At 58.6% G+C, this 16,908-nt stretch carries 12 protein-coding genes, 4 tRNA genes and 1 pseudogene; 4 read left to right on the top strand and 13 right to left on the bottom strand.

The window, feature by feature from the left end:
* Position 1 precedes the first annotated feature (1 nt).
* The 6 genes and pseudogenes from NMD14_00065 to NMD14_00090 form a co-directional block, all read right to left on the bottom strand.
* Positions 2-157 (bottom strand): annotated as a pseudogene (locus tag NMD14_00065) (winged helix-turn-helix domain-containing protein).
* Between the two features lie 87 nt (positions 158-244).
* A complete protein-coding gene (gorA, locus tag NMD14_00070; protein XEI32940.1) occupies positions 245-1,594 on the bottom strand; it encodes a glutathione-disulfide reductase in 1,350 nt (449 codons plus the stop codon).
* A gap of 76 nt (positions 1,595-1,670) precedes the next feature.
* Positions 1,671-3,638 (bottom strand): ATP-binding protein, encoded by a 1,968-nt coding sequence (locus NMD14_00075; GenBank protein XEI32941.1) that lies wholly within the window; start codon positions 3,636-3,638, stop codon positions 1,671-1,673.
* A 117-nt stretch (positions 3,639-3,755) separates the two neighbouring features.
* The gene (locus tag NMD14_00080; GenBank protein ID XEI32942.1) at positions 3,756-6,836 is read right to left on the bottom strand and encodes a multidrug efflux RND transporter permease subunit; all 3,081 of its coding nucleotides are present in this window, start codon (positions 6,834-6,836) and stop codon (positions 3,756-3,758) included.
* Positions 6,837-6,851: 15 nt separating this feature from the next.
* On the bottom strand, positions 6,852-7,985 hold the full coding sequence (locus tag NMD14_00085; protein ID XEI32943.1) for an efflux RND transporter periplasmic adaptor subunit: 1,134 nt from the start codon (positions 7,983-7,985) through the stop codon (positions 6,852-6,854).
* Positions 7,982-8,578, bottom strand: a complete 597-nt coding sequence (locus NMD14_00090; protein XEI32944.1) for a TetR/AcrR family transcriptional regulator — start codon at positions 8,576-8,578, stop codon at positions 7,982-7,984. Before NMD14_00090 ends, NMD14_00085 begins: the two co-directional genes overlap by 4 nt.
* A gap of 232 nt (positions 8,579-8,810) precedes the next feature.
* Here NMD14_00090 and NMD14_00095 point away from each other — a divergent pair.
* The 4 genes from NMD14_00095 to NMD14_00110 all read left to right on the top strand — a co-directional run bounded on the left by NMD14_00095 (position 8,811) and on the right by NMD14_00110 (position 9,272).
* A tRNA-Arg gene (locus NMD14_00095) sits at positions 8,811-8,887 on the top strand.
* Positions 8,888-8,938: 51 nt separating this feature from the next.
* A tRNA-His gene (locus NMD14_00100) sits at positions 8,939-9,014 on the top strand.
* A 20-nt stretch (positions 9,015-9,034) separates the two neighbouring features.
* Positions 9,035-9,120, top strand: a tRNA-Leu gene (locus NMD14_00105).
* A 75-nt stretch (positions 9,121-9,195) separates the two neighbouring features.
* Positions 9,196-9,272: transfer RNA gene (locus tag NMD14_00110), tRNA-Pro, on the top strand.
* A gap of 185 nt (positions 9,273-9,457) precedes the next feature.
* On the opposite strand, the gene NMD14_00115 is transcribed toward NMD14_00110, so the two are convergent.
* The 7 genes from NMD14_00115 to NMD14_00145 form a co-directional block, all read right to left on the bottom strand.
* A complete protein-coding gene (locus tag NMD14_00115; GenBank protein XEI32945.1) occupies positions 9,458-10,273 on the bottom strand; it encodes a Cof-type HAD-IIB family hydrolase in 816 nt (271 codons plus the stop codon).
* A gap of 89 nt (positions 10,274-10,362) precedes the next feature.
* Positions 10,363-11,403: an alpha/beta fold hydrolase gene (locus NMD14_00120; protein XEI32946.1), complete on the bottom strand. Its 1,041-nt coding sequence runs from the start codon at positions 11,401-11,403 to the stop codon at positions 10,363-10,365.
* Positions 11,404-11,473: 70 nt separating this feature from the next.
* Complete coding sequence (trmH, locus tag NMD14_00125; protein XEI32947.1) at positions 11,474-12,205, bottom strand: tRNA (guanosine(18)-2'-O)-methyltransferase TrmH; 732 nt, start codon at positions 12,203-12,205, stop codon at positions 11,474-11,476.
* A 44-nt stretch (positions 12,206-12,249) separates the two neighbouring features.
* Entirely contained in the window at positions 12,250-14,367 is a 2,118-nt protein-coding gene (gene spoT, locus NMD14_00130; protein XEI32948.1) for a bifunctional GTP diphosphokinase/guanosine-3',5'-bis pyrophosphate 3'-pyrophosphohydrolase, read from the bottom strand.
* A 131-nt stretch (positions 14,368-14,498) separates the two neighbouring features.
* On the bottom strand, positions 14,499-14,774 hold the full coding sequence (rpoZ, locus tag NMD14_00135) for a DNA-directed RNA polymerase subunit omega (protein XEI32949.1): 276 nt from the start codon (positions 14,772-14,774) through the stop codon (positions 14,499-14,501).
* A 79-nt stretch (positions 14,775-14,853) separates the two neighbouring features.
* Positions 14,854-15,480, bottom strand: coding sequence for a guanylate kinase (gmk, locus tag NMD14_00140; protein XEI32950.1), 627 nt, complete (start codon positions 15,478-15,480; stop codon positions 14,854-14,856).
* A 300-nt stretch (positions 15,481-15,780) separates the two neighbouring features.
* The gene (locus NMD14_00145) at positions 15,781-16,836 is read right to left on the bottom strand and encodes a glycosyltransferase family 9 protein (protein ID XEI32951.1); all 1,056 of its coding nucleotides are present in this window, start codon (positions 16,834-16,836) and stop codon (positions 15,781-15,783) included.
* Positions 16,837-16,908: the final 72 nt, after the last annotated feature.

Genomic DNA, 16,908 nt, shown 5'->3' on the forward strand with positions numbered 1-16,908 from the left:
GTCAGTTGCCGATAAAGCGGTAGCCGATAACGGATTCGGTCTCGATAAGCATCAGTTGCTGGGGGTTATCCCCCAGCTTTTTGCGCAGACTGGCGATGACGATACGCAGGTAGTGGGTGTCCTCTTTGTGGCTCGGCCCCCAGATGTCGTTGAGCACTTACATCTGGCAACTGGCTGGATGAGGAGTGGGTACGTAGTTGTCGGGATAGTCCTCGCGTTTCTCACCTTACACGGCTATCAGCTATCAGCGCATGGTAACGAACTCTTCCGCACTGGTGGGATGAATGGCAATGCAGTTGTCAAAGTCTGCCTTGGTGGCACCCATCTTCATGGCGACGCCGAAACCTTGCAGGATCTCGTCCATCGCAAAGCCGATACCGTGCAGACCGACCACCTTCTCTTCCGGGCCGACACAGACCAGCTTCATCCGGGTGGGCTGGCGATGCTGGGTCAGCGCCGAGTACATGGCGGTGAACTGGCTGCGGTAGACCTTCACCTGATCTTCACCATATTCGGCGATGGCTTCCGGTTCGGTCAGGCCTATGGTGCCGATGGGCGGGTGGCTGAACACCACGGTCGGCACCAGATCGTAGTTGAGGTGCTCATTCGGCTTGTTGTTGAACAGCCGCTCGGAGAGGCGGCGGCCCGCAGCGACGGCTACCGGGGTGAGCTGGATGCGGCCGGTGTTGTCACCCACCGCATAGATGTTGGCGACGGCGGTATTCTGGAACTTGTCGGTCGGGATAAAGCCCTTCTCGTCCAGTGCGATGCCCGCGGCAGCCAGATTGAGGTTATCGGTAGCCGGTACGCGGCCGATGGCCCAGATCAGACAGTCGACGGTGAGATGGCGGCCATCTTCCAATTGCAGGGTCAGGCTGTTGTCAGCGTTCTTGAGCACGGCTTTGGGAATGGCATGGGTGTGCAGCTTGGGCCCTTCCTGCGCCATGATTTCAACCAGTGTCTCGTGGATCATGGGGTCGAAGTTGCGCAGCGGCGCGTGCTTGCGCACCACCAGATGGGTCTCGGAGCCGAGCGCCTGCATGACGCCGGCGATCTCCACCGCGATGTAGCCTGCACCGACCACGGCAACCCGCTTGGGTTGGCTTTGCAGTTCGAAGAAGCCGTCGGAGTCGATACCCAGCTCGGCCCCCGGGATCGCCGGAATTTCCGGACGACCACCGGTGGCGATCAGGATGTGATCGGCCGTGTAGTGCTCGCCATTGACCTCGATGGTGTTGCTGCTGACGAAGCGGGCGAAGCCCTTGATCACCGTGATCTGGTTCTTGCCCAGCAGGTTCTGATAGGACTGGTGGATGCGGCCGATATAGGCCTGGCGGGACTCGACCAGCTTGGCCCAACTGAAGTGGTTGAGGGTGGTATCGAAACCGTAGTCGGCGCCATATTTCAGGGCATCGGCGATCTGGCCGGCATACCACATGGCCTTCTTCGGTACGCAGCCGACGTTGACGCAGGTTCCACCCAACTCTTTGGCTTCAATCAGGGCGACTTTCTTGCCATACATGGCAGCCCGGTTGGCCGAGGCGATGCCGCCGCTGCCGCCGCCGATGGCGATATAGTCAAAATGCTGTGCCATTGCGAGGTTCTCCGCTCATTAAGAATGCAATCACAGCATGATGGGGATAAAGCGACTAGCTCACAAGAGCCAGCGCTCAGTTATGTTGGATCGGCAGGCGAATATGGAACTGGGCACCGTTGCCCGGTTCGCTGGCACAGCTGATACGGCCTTTCAGCAGTTGTACCACCAGGTTGTAGATGATGTGGGTGCCGAGCCCGCTGCCACCCTGACCCCGTTTGGAGGTGACGAAGGGATCGAAGATGCGCGGCAAGATTGCCGGCGGGATGCCGCGACCGTTGTCCGAGTAGTCGATAAACAGCTCCTCTCCCTGCTGTTCCACCTTGATGGTGATCTTCTTCGGCTTGTCCCAGTTGTCGAACCCGTGGTTGATGGAGTTGAGGATCAGGTTCGAGTAGATCTGGGTAAAACTGCCCGGGAAGGAGAAGATCGACAGCCTGGGATCGCACTGTATATCCACTTCGCACTGGCTCTTCTTCAGTTTGTGGCCGAGGGAGACCACCACCTGATGGAGGTTGTCGGCAAGGCTGAAGTTGTAGCGCGCTTCCGATGACTGGTCGACCGCCACCTGCTTGAAGCTGGCAATCAGCTCGGAGGCGCGCCGCAGGTTGCTCTGCAGCAGCTGCATCGACTCGTCGAGGTTGACGGTGAACTCGTTGAGATAGGAGCGCGACAGTTGCTTGGCGTCGATATGGGACTTGAAGTCGGCGACCCGCTCCTGCAGGTAGGAGGAGGCGGTCACGCTGATGCCGATCGGGGTGTTGATCTCGTGTGCCACCCCGGCCACCAGCGAGCCGAGGGAGGCCATTTTCTCAGACTCCACTAGGGTTTGCTGGGCCTGTTTCAGATCATCGTACGCCTTGCCCAACTGGTTGTTGGCTTCGCTCAGGCTGCGGGTCCGCTCAGTGACCTTGCCTTCCAGCTGTTCGTTGAGCTGGATAATCTCCCGCTCGACCTTTTTCAGCTGGGTGATGTCGTAGCCGAACCCGATCTGGTACTTGAGGTTCGGGCCATCGTAGAAGGGCACGAAGGTCCACTGCAGCACCAGCTCATGGGCCTGCTGGTCATGCATGATGACCTCCTGGTCTGCCAGCGAACCCTCTGCGGTCAGGATGTTGTTCAGCTCTTCCCGCTGCACCGGGCTGACAAAGAGATCCAGCCAGTTGTGCTGCAGCAGCTCCTGCTGGTGGTAGCCGGTCAGCAGGATAGCCGCCGGGTTGATGCTGGCGATGGTCAGATCCGGCTCCATGCAGCAGATAACCATGTTGGCGGAGTTGATCAGGGTGGCGGAGAAGTCCCGCTCCTGTTGCAGCTGTTCGACCGCCTGATGGCGGGCAACCAGCTCGTCACGCAGTCGGGTGCGCATCTGGTTGAGGGTGGAGACCAGGGTATCCAGCTCGTCTTGATTCTTGCGCGGTTGCGGGCGCCCCTCCAGAATCAGCTCCATGTCGAGTCGATCGAGGTTGAACTTTTGGGCGTAATTGGCGATGCGGTTGATGTGCCTGACCACCAGATAGTAAATGATGATCAGGATGCAAAATGAGACCACCAGGGTCTTGATGGTCTGGCTGACCATGATCAGCACCGATTTTTCGATGAGGCGCTGGTAGATTTGCTCGAGAGAGGCGGCAACGAACAGCTTGCCGACGATTTCACCCTGATAGGTGAGGTTGAATTCTCGGGAGATATCGTACCTTTCCCGCTCGACTCCCTGGGTCAGTAGCGGCACTTCGGAGTTGCCGAGCATCTCCTTGACCATCACGAACTGCATGTTGGGCAGGTTCATGATCCCTTCGATCTGCACCTTGACCTGCTCTTCATCCAAGTTCCACAAGCTGGCGGCGATGGGTTGCAGGAAGGATGCCTCGATCTGGCCGATGCTGTCTTCGATGACGGCGACATCCTTGCGGTAATCCCAGGAGAGTTGCAGCGCCGTAATGATCATCGCCAATACGGTACTGCACACTAGAATGTAGGAGAGCAGGCGATATGAGAGTCCGTTGTGGCCTACGGCCCTGGCGGTCTTGGAGAAGAGTCCTGACATGGCGTCCTTGCAGTCTGGATAGGGTGTTTTTTAGTTTAACTGCTTCATGTACTTATGTCGTCTTTCCTGCAAAGCATAAAAAAGGCCCCGTGTCGGGGCCTTGGCGTGTCGTGATGATTAATGTCCGCTGTTTGCTTTCGGCGGAATGGTTTCATCGAATACCGGCAACGGTTTGTGCTCGGAAGCCAGATAGGTGTAGATCACCGGCAGCACGAACAGGGTGAACAGGGTACCGATGGCAAGACCGGCCACGATGACGATACCGATGCTGAAACGCTGTGCCGCACCGGCGCCTGCGGCGTAGAGCAGTGGGATCAGACCGGCAATCATAGCGGCGGTAGTCATCAGGATCGGACGCAGACGCACCTTGGCTGCCTGCATCACGGCTTCCATCCGGTTCATGCCGCGCAGCAGCTGCTCTTCCTTCGCCACTTCACAGATCAGGATACCGTGCTTCGTAATCAAGCCAACGAGCGTGATCAGGCCTACCTGTGAGTAGATGTTCATGGTTGCCAGTCCCCATGCCAGGGTAATCAGCGCCCCGCTGATGGCGAGCGGTACCGAGACCATGATCACCAGCGGGTCACGTACCGATTCGAACTGGATCGCCAGCACCAGGAAGATGATGGCCAGTGCCAGCGCGAAAGTAGCGTAGAGCGCGTTCCCTTCGGTGACGAACTGGCGGGCTTCTCCCATGAAGTCATAGCGATAGCCTTGCGGCAACTTCTCGTCGGCAACGGTCTGGAACCAGTTGATCGCATCACCCATGGCCACGCCCGGTGCCGGAACGGCGCCGATGGTGGCGGAGTTGAGCTGGTTGAAGTGGGGCAGGGCGCGGGGCTCGCCAACCACTTCGATGCTGATCAGGCTGCCGAGCGGGATCGACTTGCCGTCAGCGGCTCGCACGTAGTAGCCATTAATGGATTCCGGATTGAGACGGTATTTGCGCTCGACCTGCGGGATCACCTCGTAGGAGCGGCCATCCAGATCGATCCGGTTGACGTAACCGTCCGCCATCATGGTGCCCATGGTGATACCGATGTCCTGCATGGTGATGCCGTAGGCACCCGCCTTGTCCTTGTCGATGCGGATCTTCATGGTGGCGGAGTCGTAGTTCAGATCGAGATCCGAATAGACGAACTGACCGTTACTCTGCGCCGCGGCCAGAATTTCCCCGGCCACCAGGAACAGGCTTTCGAAGCTGTTCGGGGTGGTGATGACGAACTGGATCGGCAGACCACTCGATGCACCCGGCAGTTCCGGGAACTGGAAGGTGGTGATGGCCATACCCGGGATGTCTTTCACCAGATTGGCGACCCGGTCCAGCACCTCTTTCTGGCTCGCCTCACGCTGGCTCCAGGGCACCATGGAGGCGATACCGAACGCCTGGTTGGCGTTGAACACCCCGGAGAAGACCTGGGAGAAGGCGATCTCGGGCTGGTCGTCCAGGATCTTGTTCACATCCGCCATGGTTTTTTCGATGTAGTCCAGGTTGGCGTTGGACGGTGCGGTACCCAGCACGGCCATTACCCCCTTATCCTCTGACGGTGCCAGTTCGCTCGGGATGAACTTGAACAGCAGCGGCAGGCTGGCGAAGACGATGACGGCGAACACCACGATGACGGGGCGCTTTTTCATCACGGCGTGCAGCATGCTGTCGTAGCGATCGGTCATCCGTTCCAGCAGGTGGTGGACTGTGCTCTCGAACTTGCCCGGCTGCTCATTGGCCTTGAGCATCTTGGAACACATCATCGGTGACAGAGTCAGGGCGATGATGCCCGAGACGAACACGGCACCGGCCAGCGTCAGGGCAAACTCCTTGAACAGCGAGCCGGTGATACCACCCATCAGGGCGATAGGTGCGTATACCGCCGCCAGGGTGACCGTCATGGCGATGACCGGCACCGCGATTTCACGGGTACCGATAATGGCTGCCCGGAACGGTTCTTCCCCCTCCTTGATATGACGGTCGACGTTCTCCAGCACCACGATGGCGTCATCCACCACCAGACCGATCGCCAGCACCATCGCCAGCAGGGTCATCAGGTTTATCGAGAAGCCGAACATATCCATCATCATCACTACGCCGATAAGACTGAGCGGAATGGTGATGATCGGGATGATGACCGCGCGGAACGAACCGAGGAACAGGGTGATGACCACCAGTACGATGGCGGCAGCCTCCAGGATGGTCTTGATAACCTCGTGGATGGACTCGTTGATCGCCACGGTGGAGTCATACATCACGTTAAGACGCATGGTGCTCGGCATATTGCGCTCAAGGCTCGGCAGCAACGCCAGCACATCGTGGGCGATGTTGATGGGGTTGGCTGTCGGCGCGGCGTTGACCGCCATGACCACCGCTTCGCGGCCATTGGCGCTGGCGCGATAGATGTCGTGGCTCTTCTCGAGGGTCACCTTGGCAATGTCGGAAAGGCGGATCACCTTGCCGTCGCGGGTCGCAACGACCAGACGCTTCAGCTCGTCGACATCCTTGACCTGGGTCTCGGCGTTGCCGTTGAACAGGGTGAAGTAACCGGTCGCCTGACCTGTCGCGGACTGATAGTTGTTGCTGTTGAGCACCGTCATCACGTCGCTGGCAGTCAGGTTGAAGGCCGCCATCTTGGCCGGATCCAGCCATACCCGCAGGGCAAACTCGACACCGCCGTAGAGGTCAACCTTGGAGACCCCGCCCACGGTAAAGAGCTGCGGCTTGATAACCCGCTCCAGATAGTCGGTGATCTGGCTGGAGTTGAGCTCCGGGCTGGTAAAGCCGAGGTAGAGCACCGCCGTGGTTGAACCGGTGGAAGAGGTGACCGAGGGGTCTTCCGCCTCTTTCGGCAACTGGGAGCGCACCGAGTTCACCTTCGCCAGGATGTCGGACAGCGCGGCGTTGGGGTCGGTGTTGAGCTTCATGTACGCGGTGATGGTGGAGCTGCCCAGCTGGCTGGAGGAGGTCATGAAGTCGATGTTGTCGGCTTGCGCGACCGCCTGTTCCAGCGGCTGGGTGATGAACCCCTGGATCAGATCAGAACTGGCGCCATAGTAGCCAGTGCTGACGGTGATCACCGTGTTGGTCACCTCGGGGTATTCCCGTACCTGCATCTTGAAGATGGCCTGAAAGCCCAGCAAGGCGATCAGGAAGCTGAGCGAGATCGCCAGCACAGGCCGTTTTATAAATATGTCAGTAAATCGCATCGCAGATCTCCGCGCTTACAGCATCGGGGTTTGTGCCGGAACGGCCAGGGCATCGTTCTCGACCACATGTACCTTGGTGTCGTTGCTCAGGCGAACCTGACCCGACAGTACGATCTGGTCACCGGCCTGGATGCCGGAGAGCACATGCACATCGTTGCCACGGCGCTCACCGGCCTTGACCACAACCTGCTTGGCTCGCAGCACTTTCACCTTGTTACCCTCTTTGTCCGTCTCCTCGCCCTCTTTGAGCACGTAGACGTTCTGACCGTAAAGGGTGAAGGAGATGGCGGTTTGCGGGATCACAATCTGATCTTTCACCGTCGGCAGAATGATGCTGGCGCGGGCGAACATACCGGAACGTAGCTGACCGTCGTTGTTCGGGATGTCAGCCTGCACCTGGATCAGGCCGCTCTGGAAGTTGACCGCAGGCTCGATGGCGGTGATATGACCGTCAAACTGGGTTTGCGGATAGGCATCCACATTGATCTTGATGGTCTGGCCCAGCTTGATTTTGGAGATATCGGTCTGGGGCACGGTGAAGCGCAGGCGCATCACGCTGGTATCCTCCAGGCGCACGATATCGGTGCCCGGTTGCAGATACTGACCGAGGAACACATTGCGCAGGCCGACCACGCCGCTAAAGGGCGCACGGACTTCACGGCGGGCAATGGTCGCCTTCAGACTCTCGATATCTGCTTCCAGCGAGCGATAGGCTGCTTCGGCTTCATCCAGCTGCTCTTTGGAGATGGAGCTGGTCTTGTAGAGGTTCTGGAAACGATCGAACTTGGCTTTTGCCGCCGGCAGCTTGGCTTGGGAGGCGCGCAGATTGGCCCGCTCCACGGTGGAGTCCAGGCTCAGCAGCAGTTGGTCAGCCTTGACCGGTTTGCCCGACTCGAAGGTGATGGCATCAATGGTGCCGGCCAGTTCGGTGGAGAGGGTCACCCCCTGGTTCGGCTCGATGAAGCCGATCGCTTCGATGGTCGGCACCCAATCCTGCGCCTTGGTCACCATGGCGGTGACAGGGAACTCGGGTTCCGGCCGGTTGGCCATGTATTGGGCAATCATCTTTTGTTTGAACAGATTGAAGCCAATGACGCTGCCAAACAGGGCGATCGCTATCAGCAACATAATGGCCATCCACTTTTTCATGAACAGGCTCCTGAGGTGGAAAGATGGGGGGATAAAATGGCATTCCAGCTGGCCCGGATCGCGGTTTCCAACTGCGATTCGGTCAGCGTGATGTTGTGAACCCTGCACTGCAGGGCCAGATGCATGACACTGTCCAGACTCAACACCTGGAGTGCCCGTATCGGTAAATCAATAAACAATCCTTGTTCAACGCCCTGTTCAAAGAATCGGTCCAGAGGCTCCCAGGCGGCCAGAATGACAGGATTGGCCTCCAATTCTGCCCCTAGCGGGGAGCTCTCGTACTGCAATTTGCACCGGATAGCGTTGGGCTCGTTAACAAAAATGGCATGAATATTGAGCCATAATTGGCGAAATTGTTGAAATGAAACTATATCGATCGCTACATCGGCCATGACCATGGGCACACACTGCAAGATAGTGTGCTGATGCAACTGCCGGATCAGATCATCCTTGTCGCCGAAGTAGCGATAGATGGTGCCGGTGGCAACATTGGCCTTTTTGGCGACTTCCGCAATCGACAGACCATGAAAACCCCGTTCACCCAGCACTTCATGGGCCGCGTTGAAGATGCTCTCTTTTTTATCCAGAATCATCAGTGTCACCCTCGCTTGAATGAACGTTCATTCATTTTAGATGGGCATCAAATCAAGTCAAGGCAGCAAGGCGATTTGCGGTCGGGATCTGTTCCTTTTCGGCTGGCAACAGGGGAATAGTGGAAGAAAAGTGCGCAATATGCTTGAAAAAGCAACGGTTAGCACAAGGTGACAAAAAAAGTGTAGACAAGCATGCCCCCATCATCAATAATGCGCCCCGTTCGACAGCGTAGCGCCCGTAGCTCAGCTGGATAGAGCGCTGCCCTCCGGAGGCAGAGGTCACAGGTTCGAATCCTGTCGGGCGCACCATCAAAAGTGCGTCGGTTAAACGGGCGTTGTTGTGGAACGAAAACAGCTGTGGTGGCTGTAGCTCAGTTGGTAGAGTCCCGGATTGTGATTCCGGTTGTCGTGGGTTCGAGCCCCATCAGCCACCCCATTTTACAGCTTGTCAGGTACGCGAAGGTGGCGGAATTGGTAGACGCGCTAGCTTCAGGTGTTAGTGCCCCCCGGGTGTGAGGGTTCGAGTCCCTCTCTTCGCACCATACTTGCTGTATGACGAGGATGGCCAGTAGGTCGTCTTTGTGTTTTGAAATAAACTATTTTGAAAGAAATAGCCTCGGTGATTAGCGCAGTCCGGTAGCGCATCTGGTTTGGGACCAGAGGGTCAAAGGTTCGAATCCTTTATCACCGACCACATTTAGAAAAACCTCGCTTCGGCGGGGTTTTTTGCTTTCCGGCCTCCGCTGCGACTGGCCAAATGCGGCGGAGGGGCAAACCTGAGCGGCAGCTGGCTGCGGTCCAATCCCTGGCTGGAGACCCTGAAAAAGCAAAGCCTCACAGGGTGAGGCTTTGTGGCGTCGGATGTCGGGATGAAGGGGATCAGGCTGCGCTGACGCTCTCCAGCTCGAACAGCTTCTCCAGATAGACTGCGACGCCATCTTCATCGGAGGTGAGGGTTTGCTCATACTCCGGCAGCGCCATTTTCAGGCGGTCATGGGCGTTGCCCATCACGATACCGCGTCCCACCATGGTCAACATCTCGAAGTCGTTCATGCCATCGCCGAAGGCGATCGCCTCCGACATGTCGAAACCGTTCTGCTCCAGTACGGCGCGCACCGCATTGCCCTTATGCACCCCGGCGTGCATCACTTCGAGGCAGTCCGGCAGGGAGAAGGTGACGTTGAGCTGGTCGCCGTAGCGCTGGTTGAGGTGTGCCTCGATCTTCAGCAGCTTCTCGTGGTCGCCGATGTAGAACACCTTGTTGATCTGCTCTTTCGGTTCCTGTTTCAGGTCATCGACCAGGCGGTAGGTGAACCCTGACTCGTCGTGGAACTGCAGCAGCCAGGGCAGCTCTTCTTCCACCACCCAATCATCACCCTGATAGACATTGAGGTGGATAGAGGGGTCGCGCTCCAGCGCAATCAGTTCGGCGGCAATCTTGGTCGGCAGCGGCTGGTTGAAAATCAGCTGATCCTGTTTGTCATGGACCACGGCGCCATTGGAGGTAATGAGGTAGATGTCCATCCCCAGCGCGTCGCGGAAGCTGCGTACGTCAACGTGATGACGGCCGGTGGCGACCACGAATTTCACACCTTGTTCTACCAAGCGGTGCAGGGTATCCCGGGTACGGGGAGAGATCTGGTGCTGCTTGTTGAGCAGAGTGCCATCGAGATCGGATACAACTACCTTGAACATCATTACCTCGGCATCGATTGAAAACAGGGGCAGTTTACCTTAGCCCGCACTGTCACCCCATTTATTTAGGGTTACAAAAAATAGCCTGCTCAGAAGCGGGCGAAAAAGTCGACCATCGCGGTCAGGGCAGGCTGGCGCTTGTCATCGGATTCGATGAATAGCTCGTGCCAGGCCCCCTCGATGCGCAGTGGCTTGCCCCCTTCGCACTTGGCAATGGTGCAGAAGCGATCCTGCGCGGCATTGTCCACCACGCTGTCGTTGCCAGCCTGCAGCAACAGCAGCGGCGTCTTGATGGCGCCCGCATCGCCGATGGCGGCATCGGCACCGGTGAGCCCCTGATAAATCCAGTGGGCGGTGGCGCCACCCAGCTTGATCTGCGGGTGCTGTTCGTAGAGCTGGCGGAACGCCTGATAGCGGGACTGGCTGTGAGTCAGCTCGTTGTCGGCAAAGCCGTCATCCTGATAGGGGCCCTGGCCGGGGCCGTAGGGAGGTTCGCCAATCCAGCCGCCGAGCGTGCCTATGGTGCTCGCCAACCCCTTGGCCAGCCACTTGGGTAGACCGCCTAGATTGATGCCCAGCATGGGGGAGGAGAGCACGGCCGCCTTGATATCATCCGGCCAGCGTTCCAGATAGCGGGCCGAGATGGCGCCGCCCATGGAGTGGGCCAGCAGGAACAGCTTGGCAGGCTGGTCAGCCATGATGATCTGGTCGTGAAACTGCTTGAGATCGACCACATAATCGTCGAACTGGTCGACATATCCCTTCTGCGGGTCATCCAGCATCCGGTCGGACATCCCCTGACCGCGATGGTCGATGAGATAGAGGCTGTAGCCCTGACGCCAGAGATCCCACGCCAGCTCCTGATACTTGAGGTAGCTTTCGACCCGGCCATTGACGATCAGGATGGCGCGATCAACCTTCTCCTGCCGCAGCGCAGCATAGCGGATGGTCACCCCGTCCTTGCCCTTGAACTCTCCTTCCACCGCATGCTGGCGCCAGAAGTCGGGCAGGGTTTGCTGGTAGAGGCTGGGTACATCGGCTTCGCTGGTGAGCTGATAGGTATTGGTCACGGCAAGGGCTCCGGCAGAAAACAGGGTCAGGGCCAACAGGGAAAGAGCGAGGGATTTCATCAGGCACACTCCGTTTGCCAAGTTTGATAAAACACGGCGATATAACCCTGGTCTTGGTGCTGGCAGAGCATCACTCCTCCAGCTCGCCATCATCTTCATTGTGTTGCGCCCACCCTTTGCGGGTCAGCTGCATCCGCTGCCACCACTCTTCGTCTGCCAGAATCTCACCGGCCGGGCCGAGCTGGGGGTAGGGCATCTCTTTCTCTTTGCAGAGCTGGGCATAGATAGGATAACCCCCCTCGAACAGGATACTGTTCTGTTCCTCTAGCGTGAGCGGGCAGCCGCGTTGATAGCAACCGGCCAGCTCGCGCTGGCGCTGCGCTTCGTAGAGGATGGCGGCAGCCGCCACCGAGACGTTGAGGGACTGCACCATCCCGACCATTGGGATGACGATATGGTGATCGGCCAGCGCCAGCGCCTCTTCGCCGATGCCGTGCTTCTCCTGTCCCACCAGAATGGCGGTCGGTTTGGTGTAGTCGATGGCGCGAAAATCGACCGAGCTGTCGGAGAGATGGGTCGCCAGGATCTGCATGCCGGAGGCTTTCAGCTCGGCAACCGCGCTGCCGATATCCGGGTGCAGTTTTACATCGACCCAGTTCTGGCTGCCGCGGGCGGTGCCCTTGCGCTTGTGGATCCAGGTTTTGGGCCAGACGGCGTGTACCCGGTGGATGCCGATGGCATCGGCGGTACGCACGATGGCGGCCAGATTGTGAGGTTTGTGGACCTCTTCCATACAGACGGTCAAATCGAGCTGACGCTGGGCCAGCATGTCGGTGATGCGCTTGAAGCGTTCGGGGGTCATGGCTTGTCTCTATAAAAGCAGCAGGCGGCTTGCGCCGCCTGTGTTCAGTTCTTCTGTCGGCTCACCTTGAGCACGTTGGGCATCACGCGGATCTTGCGCATGATGTTGGCCAGATGGATACGGCTCTTGGTGGTGATGAGCAGGCTGACCTGATAGACCCGGCCATCCTTCTCTTCGGTGCTGATGGCGTGAATGTTGGCGCCGGTGGCGGCAATCACGTTGGCCAGCTCGGCCAGCGCACCCTGATGGTTGACGATCTCGATGCTGATGCCGGTGCGGAACTCCTGTTCCTGCTCCTTGTCCACTTCCCACTGCACTGGCAGGTACTTGTCCGGCTCCTTGCTGTAGCCCTTGATGTTGCGGCAGGCTTCCTGGTGGATCACCAGCCCCTTGCCCGGGCTGATGTGGGCGATGATGGCATCCCCCGGGATCGGGCGGCAGCAGTTGGCGAAGGTGACCAGCATGCCGTCGGCACCCTTGATCGGCATCTTCTTGCTGCTGGACTTGGGTTGCTCTTCCGGCGGCAGTTCATCCCCCAGCATGCGGCGCGCCACCATGACGCTCATGGCGTTGCCAAGGCCCACATCGGCCAGCAGCCCCTGCAGGTTTTCGTGTTTGGTGTCGGCCAGCACCTGTTTGATGCGCGGCTCGGGGATGTCTTCGATATTCTTGGCGCCCAGCGCATGGTTGAGCAGGCGGCGACCCAGCACCACCGACTCTTCGGTGCGCAAGTTCTTGAGGAACTGGCGGATCTTGGAACGGGCCTTGGTGGTCACCACAAAGTTGAGCCAGGCCGCGTTGGGGCGAGCCCCCGGCGCCGTGATGATCTCCACCGTCTGGCCCGAGTGCAGCGGACTGCTCAGCGGATAGGGGTGGCGGTCAACCCGAGAGCCGACGCAGGCGTGGCCGATGTCGGTGTGCACCGTGTAGGCGAAGTCCACCGGTGTGGCGCCAGCGGGCAACTCCATAATGCGTCCTTCGGGGGTAAATACGTAGATTTCGTCGGGGAACAGGTCGGTCTTGACCCCTTCGATAAATTCAAACGAGCTGCCGGCGCTCTGCTGCAATTCCAGCAGGCTCTGCATCCAGCGCTGGGCGCGGATCTGGGCAGTGGTGCCTGAGCTGTCGCCATCCTGCTTGTAGGCCCAGTGGGCGGCAACCCCTTTGTCGGCCATCTGATCCATGAACTCGGTGCGAATTTGCACCTCCACCGGTACCCCGTGCGGCCCCACCAGAGAGGTGTGGAGCGACTGATAGCCGTTGGTCTTGGGGATGGCGATGTAATCCTTGAAGCGGCCGGGGCGCGGCTTGTAGAGGCTGTGCATCTGCCCCAGCACCCGGTAACAGGTATCTATGTCCTTCACCTTGACCCGAAAGGCGTAGATATCCATTACCTCATGAAATTGCAGCTCTTTTTTCTCCATCTTGTTGTAGATGGAGAAGAGATTCTTCTCGCGGCCACTGACCTGATGCTCGATCACCGCCTCTTTCAGGCGACCGCTGATTTCACTCTGGATGGAGTCGATGATCTCGCGGCGATTGCCACGGGCGCGGCGCACCGATTCGCGCAGCACGCGGGATCGCATCGGATAGAGCGCCTCGAAGCCCAGCTCTTCCAGCTCGTTCTTCATGGTGTGAATACCGAGGCGGTTGGCGATGGGGGCGAAGATTTCGAGGGTTTCACGGGCGATGCGGCGGCGCTTGTCCGGGCGCAGGGAGCCCAGGGTACGCATATTGTGGGTGCGGTCGGCCAGCTTGATCAGAATGACCCGGATATCCTGGGTCATCGCCATCACCATCTTGCGGAAGTTCTCGGCCTGCGCCTCTTTGCGATCGCGAAATTTCAGCTTGTCGAGCTTGGAGACCCCGGCCACCAGTTCTGCAACCGCATTGCCAAACTGTTCGGCCAGATCGGCCTTGGTAACAGAGGTGTCTTCGATGACATCGTGCAGCACGGCGGCCATCAGGGTTTCATGATCGAGGCGCATGTCACCGAGAATACGGGCAACGGCAACAGGGTGGGTAATATAGGGTTCGCCACTGGAACGCATCTGTCCCTGGTGGGCATCGCGGGCCACCACATAGGCTTGCTTGAGCTTCTCAACCTGCTCTGGCGGCAGGTAGGAACTGGCTATTTCTTTAAGGTTTTCAAATAAATACAAGACAGTCCCCGCAGCGGTGAAACGGCAATTCGTGGAATTGAGGGTATAGCCCTGAGTTTGCGAGGTTTTCGAGCGGTTGTAAATGGGGATGAACAGTCGGCACCCGGGCGGGTGCCAACCGGAGGAATAACTTAACCGCGGCCTTCGGCGATGGCAGCAACGGCAGCCAGCTCGGCGGCTTCCTGCTCTTGCTGTTCGTAGCGGTCCTGGGTGTCCATCACTTGATTGTTCACCAGACCCAGCTCGATCTCACGCAGGGCGATCACAGTCGGCTTGTCGTTCTCTTCGTCGACCAGGGGATCTTTGCCTTGTACCGCGATTTGACGAGCGCGGCGCGCGGCGACCAGCACCAGGTCAAAACGGTTACCTACCTGTTTTACAGCATCTTCTACAGTAACGCGTGCCATGCAGGACTCCAGTGTTTGGGCTTTCTGTATTTAGAAAAGCAGTGTTTAAAAATGACGCAAAAGTTTACTTGTTTTTGGCTTACTCTGCCAGTAGCTGTTGCAGCAAGTTTTTTTGAGCCTGTTGCTGGTGACGCATCTCCAGCCGTTGGCACTCAATAATGGACCTGAGCTGGAACAGCGCCTGCTCGAAGTCTTCATTGATAATGACATAGTCATACTCGTCGTAGTGCACCATTTCAGCAATGGCTTTCGCCATCCGGCCGGCAATCACTTCGGCGCTGTCCTGACCGCGGCCAATCAGGCGGCGTTCCAGCTCTTCGCGGCTGGGGGGGAGGATGAAAATGGATTTGGTCGGCATCTGCTCGCGGATCTGGCGGGCACCCTGCCAGTCGATATCGAGGAATACGTCGATCCCTTTGGCCAGACAGGCTTCGATGGCGGCGCGTGAGGTGCCGTAGTAGTTGCCGAATACTTCGGCCCACTCCAGAAAATCACCGCGTTCGATCAGTGCCTTGAACTCTTCCACCTGTACAAAGTGGTAGTGCACGCCGTGCTCTTCGCCCGGGCGGGTGGCGCGCGTGGTGTGAGAAACCGACAGCTGCATCTTGCCCGCAGCGTTATGTTGGGTCAGCAAGGCATTGAGCAGACTGGATTTACCCGCGCCGCTCGGAGAAGAGATGATATAGAGAGTGCCTTGTTGCGCCATGTTATTACCTTTAATCGAAACCGCTGTTTTGGTTGTAGCAGAGGCCGCCGTCTTGTGCCCGAAAGGGAGACAGCCAAACGCAAAACGCGGAAAATTATTGAGTCAGGAGGATGTAAAGGCGGCGAATTTTACCAGAATGCGGCGAATAAAAAAACGGCCGGAATCATATTCCAGCCGATCAAAGTATTCGTAGCTTGCTGCGGGAGCGTAACCCACATCAGCCTGCATTGTGCCTTTGGCTTCGGACAGAGGCCATCAGGTTATCCCTGCCTGATGGCTCGGAATTCCCGAGTTGCCCTGTCAGTTCGGCAGCTGGCGATCGGCGCAGAGCTGATCGAACGCGGCGATCACCTGATCGTGGGTGATCTTGGCCATGGCCTCCGGATCCTTGAGGCGGGTGCGCCAGCTCAATTCGGCCAGCGGTTTGCCGGTCTCCTGCTCGACCAGCTCCTGATAGACGCTGACTACGTAGTCGCGGCACAGATAGGGGCCGGTACGCGCCGGATTGTGGTGGGCATAGAGGCCGATCACCGGCGTGCCGACAATGGTGGCCATATGGGTTGGGCCGGTGTCGGGGGCCAGCACCAGACTCGCCTCACCAATCAGCGCCAGCAGCTGCTTGAGGTTGGTCTGCCCAACCAGATCGACCGGTTTGCTCTGGCTTAAGCGCTGGATGTCGGCAGCCAGATCCCGCTCCAGTTTGGCCGGCCCGCCACAGAGATAGACTTGAAAGCCCTTGCTGGCGGCGTGATCCGCCAGCGCGGCATAGCCTGCGGCAGTCCAGTTCTTGAATGCCTTGCTGGCGGCGGCGCAGATCAGCAGGGTCGGTTTGCCGCCAATCTTCTCCCTTGCCCACGCCTGATGTTCTGCGCTGATGGGCAGTTGCCAGTCCGGGGTCAGATCCTTGATGCCGAGCTCTTTGGCGAAGGCGAGGAAACCGTCCAGCACGTGGGGGGAGTCGGGGGATGGCACTTTGTGGTTGGTGAACAGCCACTGACCGTCGTTGGTCCGCGCCTTGTCGAAGCCGAGTTTGATGTTCGCCCGGATGCCGAGGGTGGCAATGCTGGCCCGCATCGCCGCCTGCAGGTGGAGCAGGGCATCGAATTTGCGCCCCTTGAGGGTCTGCCAGAGATCGCGATAGCCGCGCCATCCCTTGCTCTTGTCGAAGGTGATCACCTCAACGCCGGGTAGATCGGCAAACAGGGTTGCCTCGATTTTGCCGGTGATCCAGGTGATGCGGGTCTGTGGCCACTCCCGCTGGATGACGCGCACCAGCGCCAGTGCGTGGCAGCAATCCCCGATGGCGGAGAGCCGCAGGATGCAGATGGAGGAGGGTGGCGTTTGAAATAGCGGCATGTTGTGGCGCACGGCTGGCAAAAAGGGTGGATGGCATTATGCAAACTCCCCTGTGGATTGTAAAATTGCGCA

It is taken from the genome of Aeromonas veronii, assembly GCA_041319085.1.
GTDB lineage: Bacteria > Pseudomonadota > Gammaproteobacteria > Enterobacterales > Aeromonadaceae > Aeromonas > Aeromonas veronii_F.

Bases quoted from the DNA above. Each gene is read 5' to 3' on its own strand.
- gmk (XEI32950.1), bottom strand. From the start codon at position 15,480: ATGGCGCAACAAGGCACTCTCTATATCATCTCTTCTCCGAGCGGCGCG.
- NMD14_00075 (XEI32941.1), bottom strand. From the start codon at position 3,638: ATGTCAGGACTCTTCTCCAAGACCGCCAGGGCCGTAGGCCACAACGGA.
- NMD14_00090 (XEI32944.1), bottom strand. From the start codon at position 8,578: ATGATTCTGGATAAAAAAGAGAGCATCTTCAACGCGGCCCATGAAGTG.
- trmH (XEI32947.1), bottom strand. From the start codon at position 12,205: ATGACCCCCGAACGCTTCAAGCGCATCACCGACATGCTGGCCCAGCGT.
- NMD14_00120 (XEI32946.1), bottom strand. From the start codon at position 11,403: ATGAAATCCCTCGCTCTTTCCCTGTTGGCCCTGACCCTGTTTTCTGCC.
- rpoZ (XEI32949.1), bottom strand. From the start codon at position 14,774: ATGGCACGCGTTACTGTAGAAGATGCTGTAAAACAGGTAGGTAACCGT.
- NMD14_00080 (XEI32942.1), bottom strand. From the start codon at position 6,836: ATGCGATTTACTGACATATTTATAAAACGGCCTGTGCTGGCGATCTCG.
- gorA (XEI32940.1), bottom strand. From the start codon at position 1,594: ATGGCACAGCATTTTGACTATATCGCCATCGGCGGCGGCAGCGGCGGC.
- NMD14_00145 (XEI32951.1), bottom strand. From the start codon at position 16,836: ATGCCGCTATTTCAAACGCCACCCTCCTCCATCTGCATCCTGCGGCTC.
- NMD14_00115 (XEI32945.1), bottom strand. From the start codon at position 10,273: ATGTTCAAGGTAGTTGTATCCGATCTCGATGGCACTCTGCTCAACAAG.
- NMD14_00085 (XEI32943.1), bottom strand. From the start codon at position 7,985: ATGAAAAAGTGGATGGCCATTATGTTGCTGATAGCGATCGCCCTGTTT.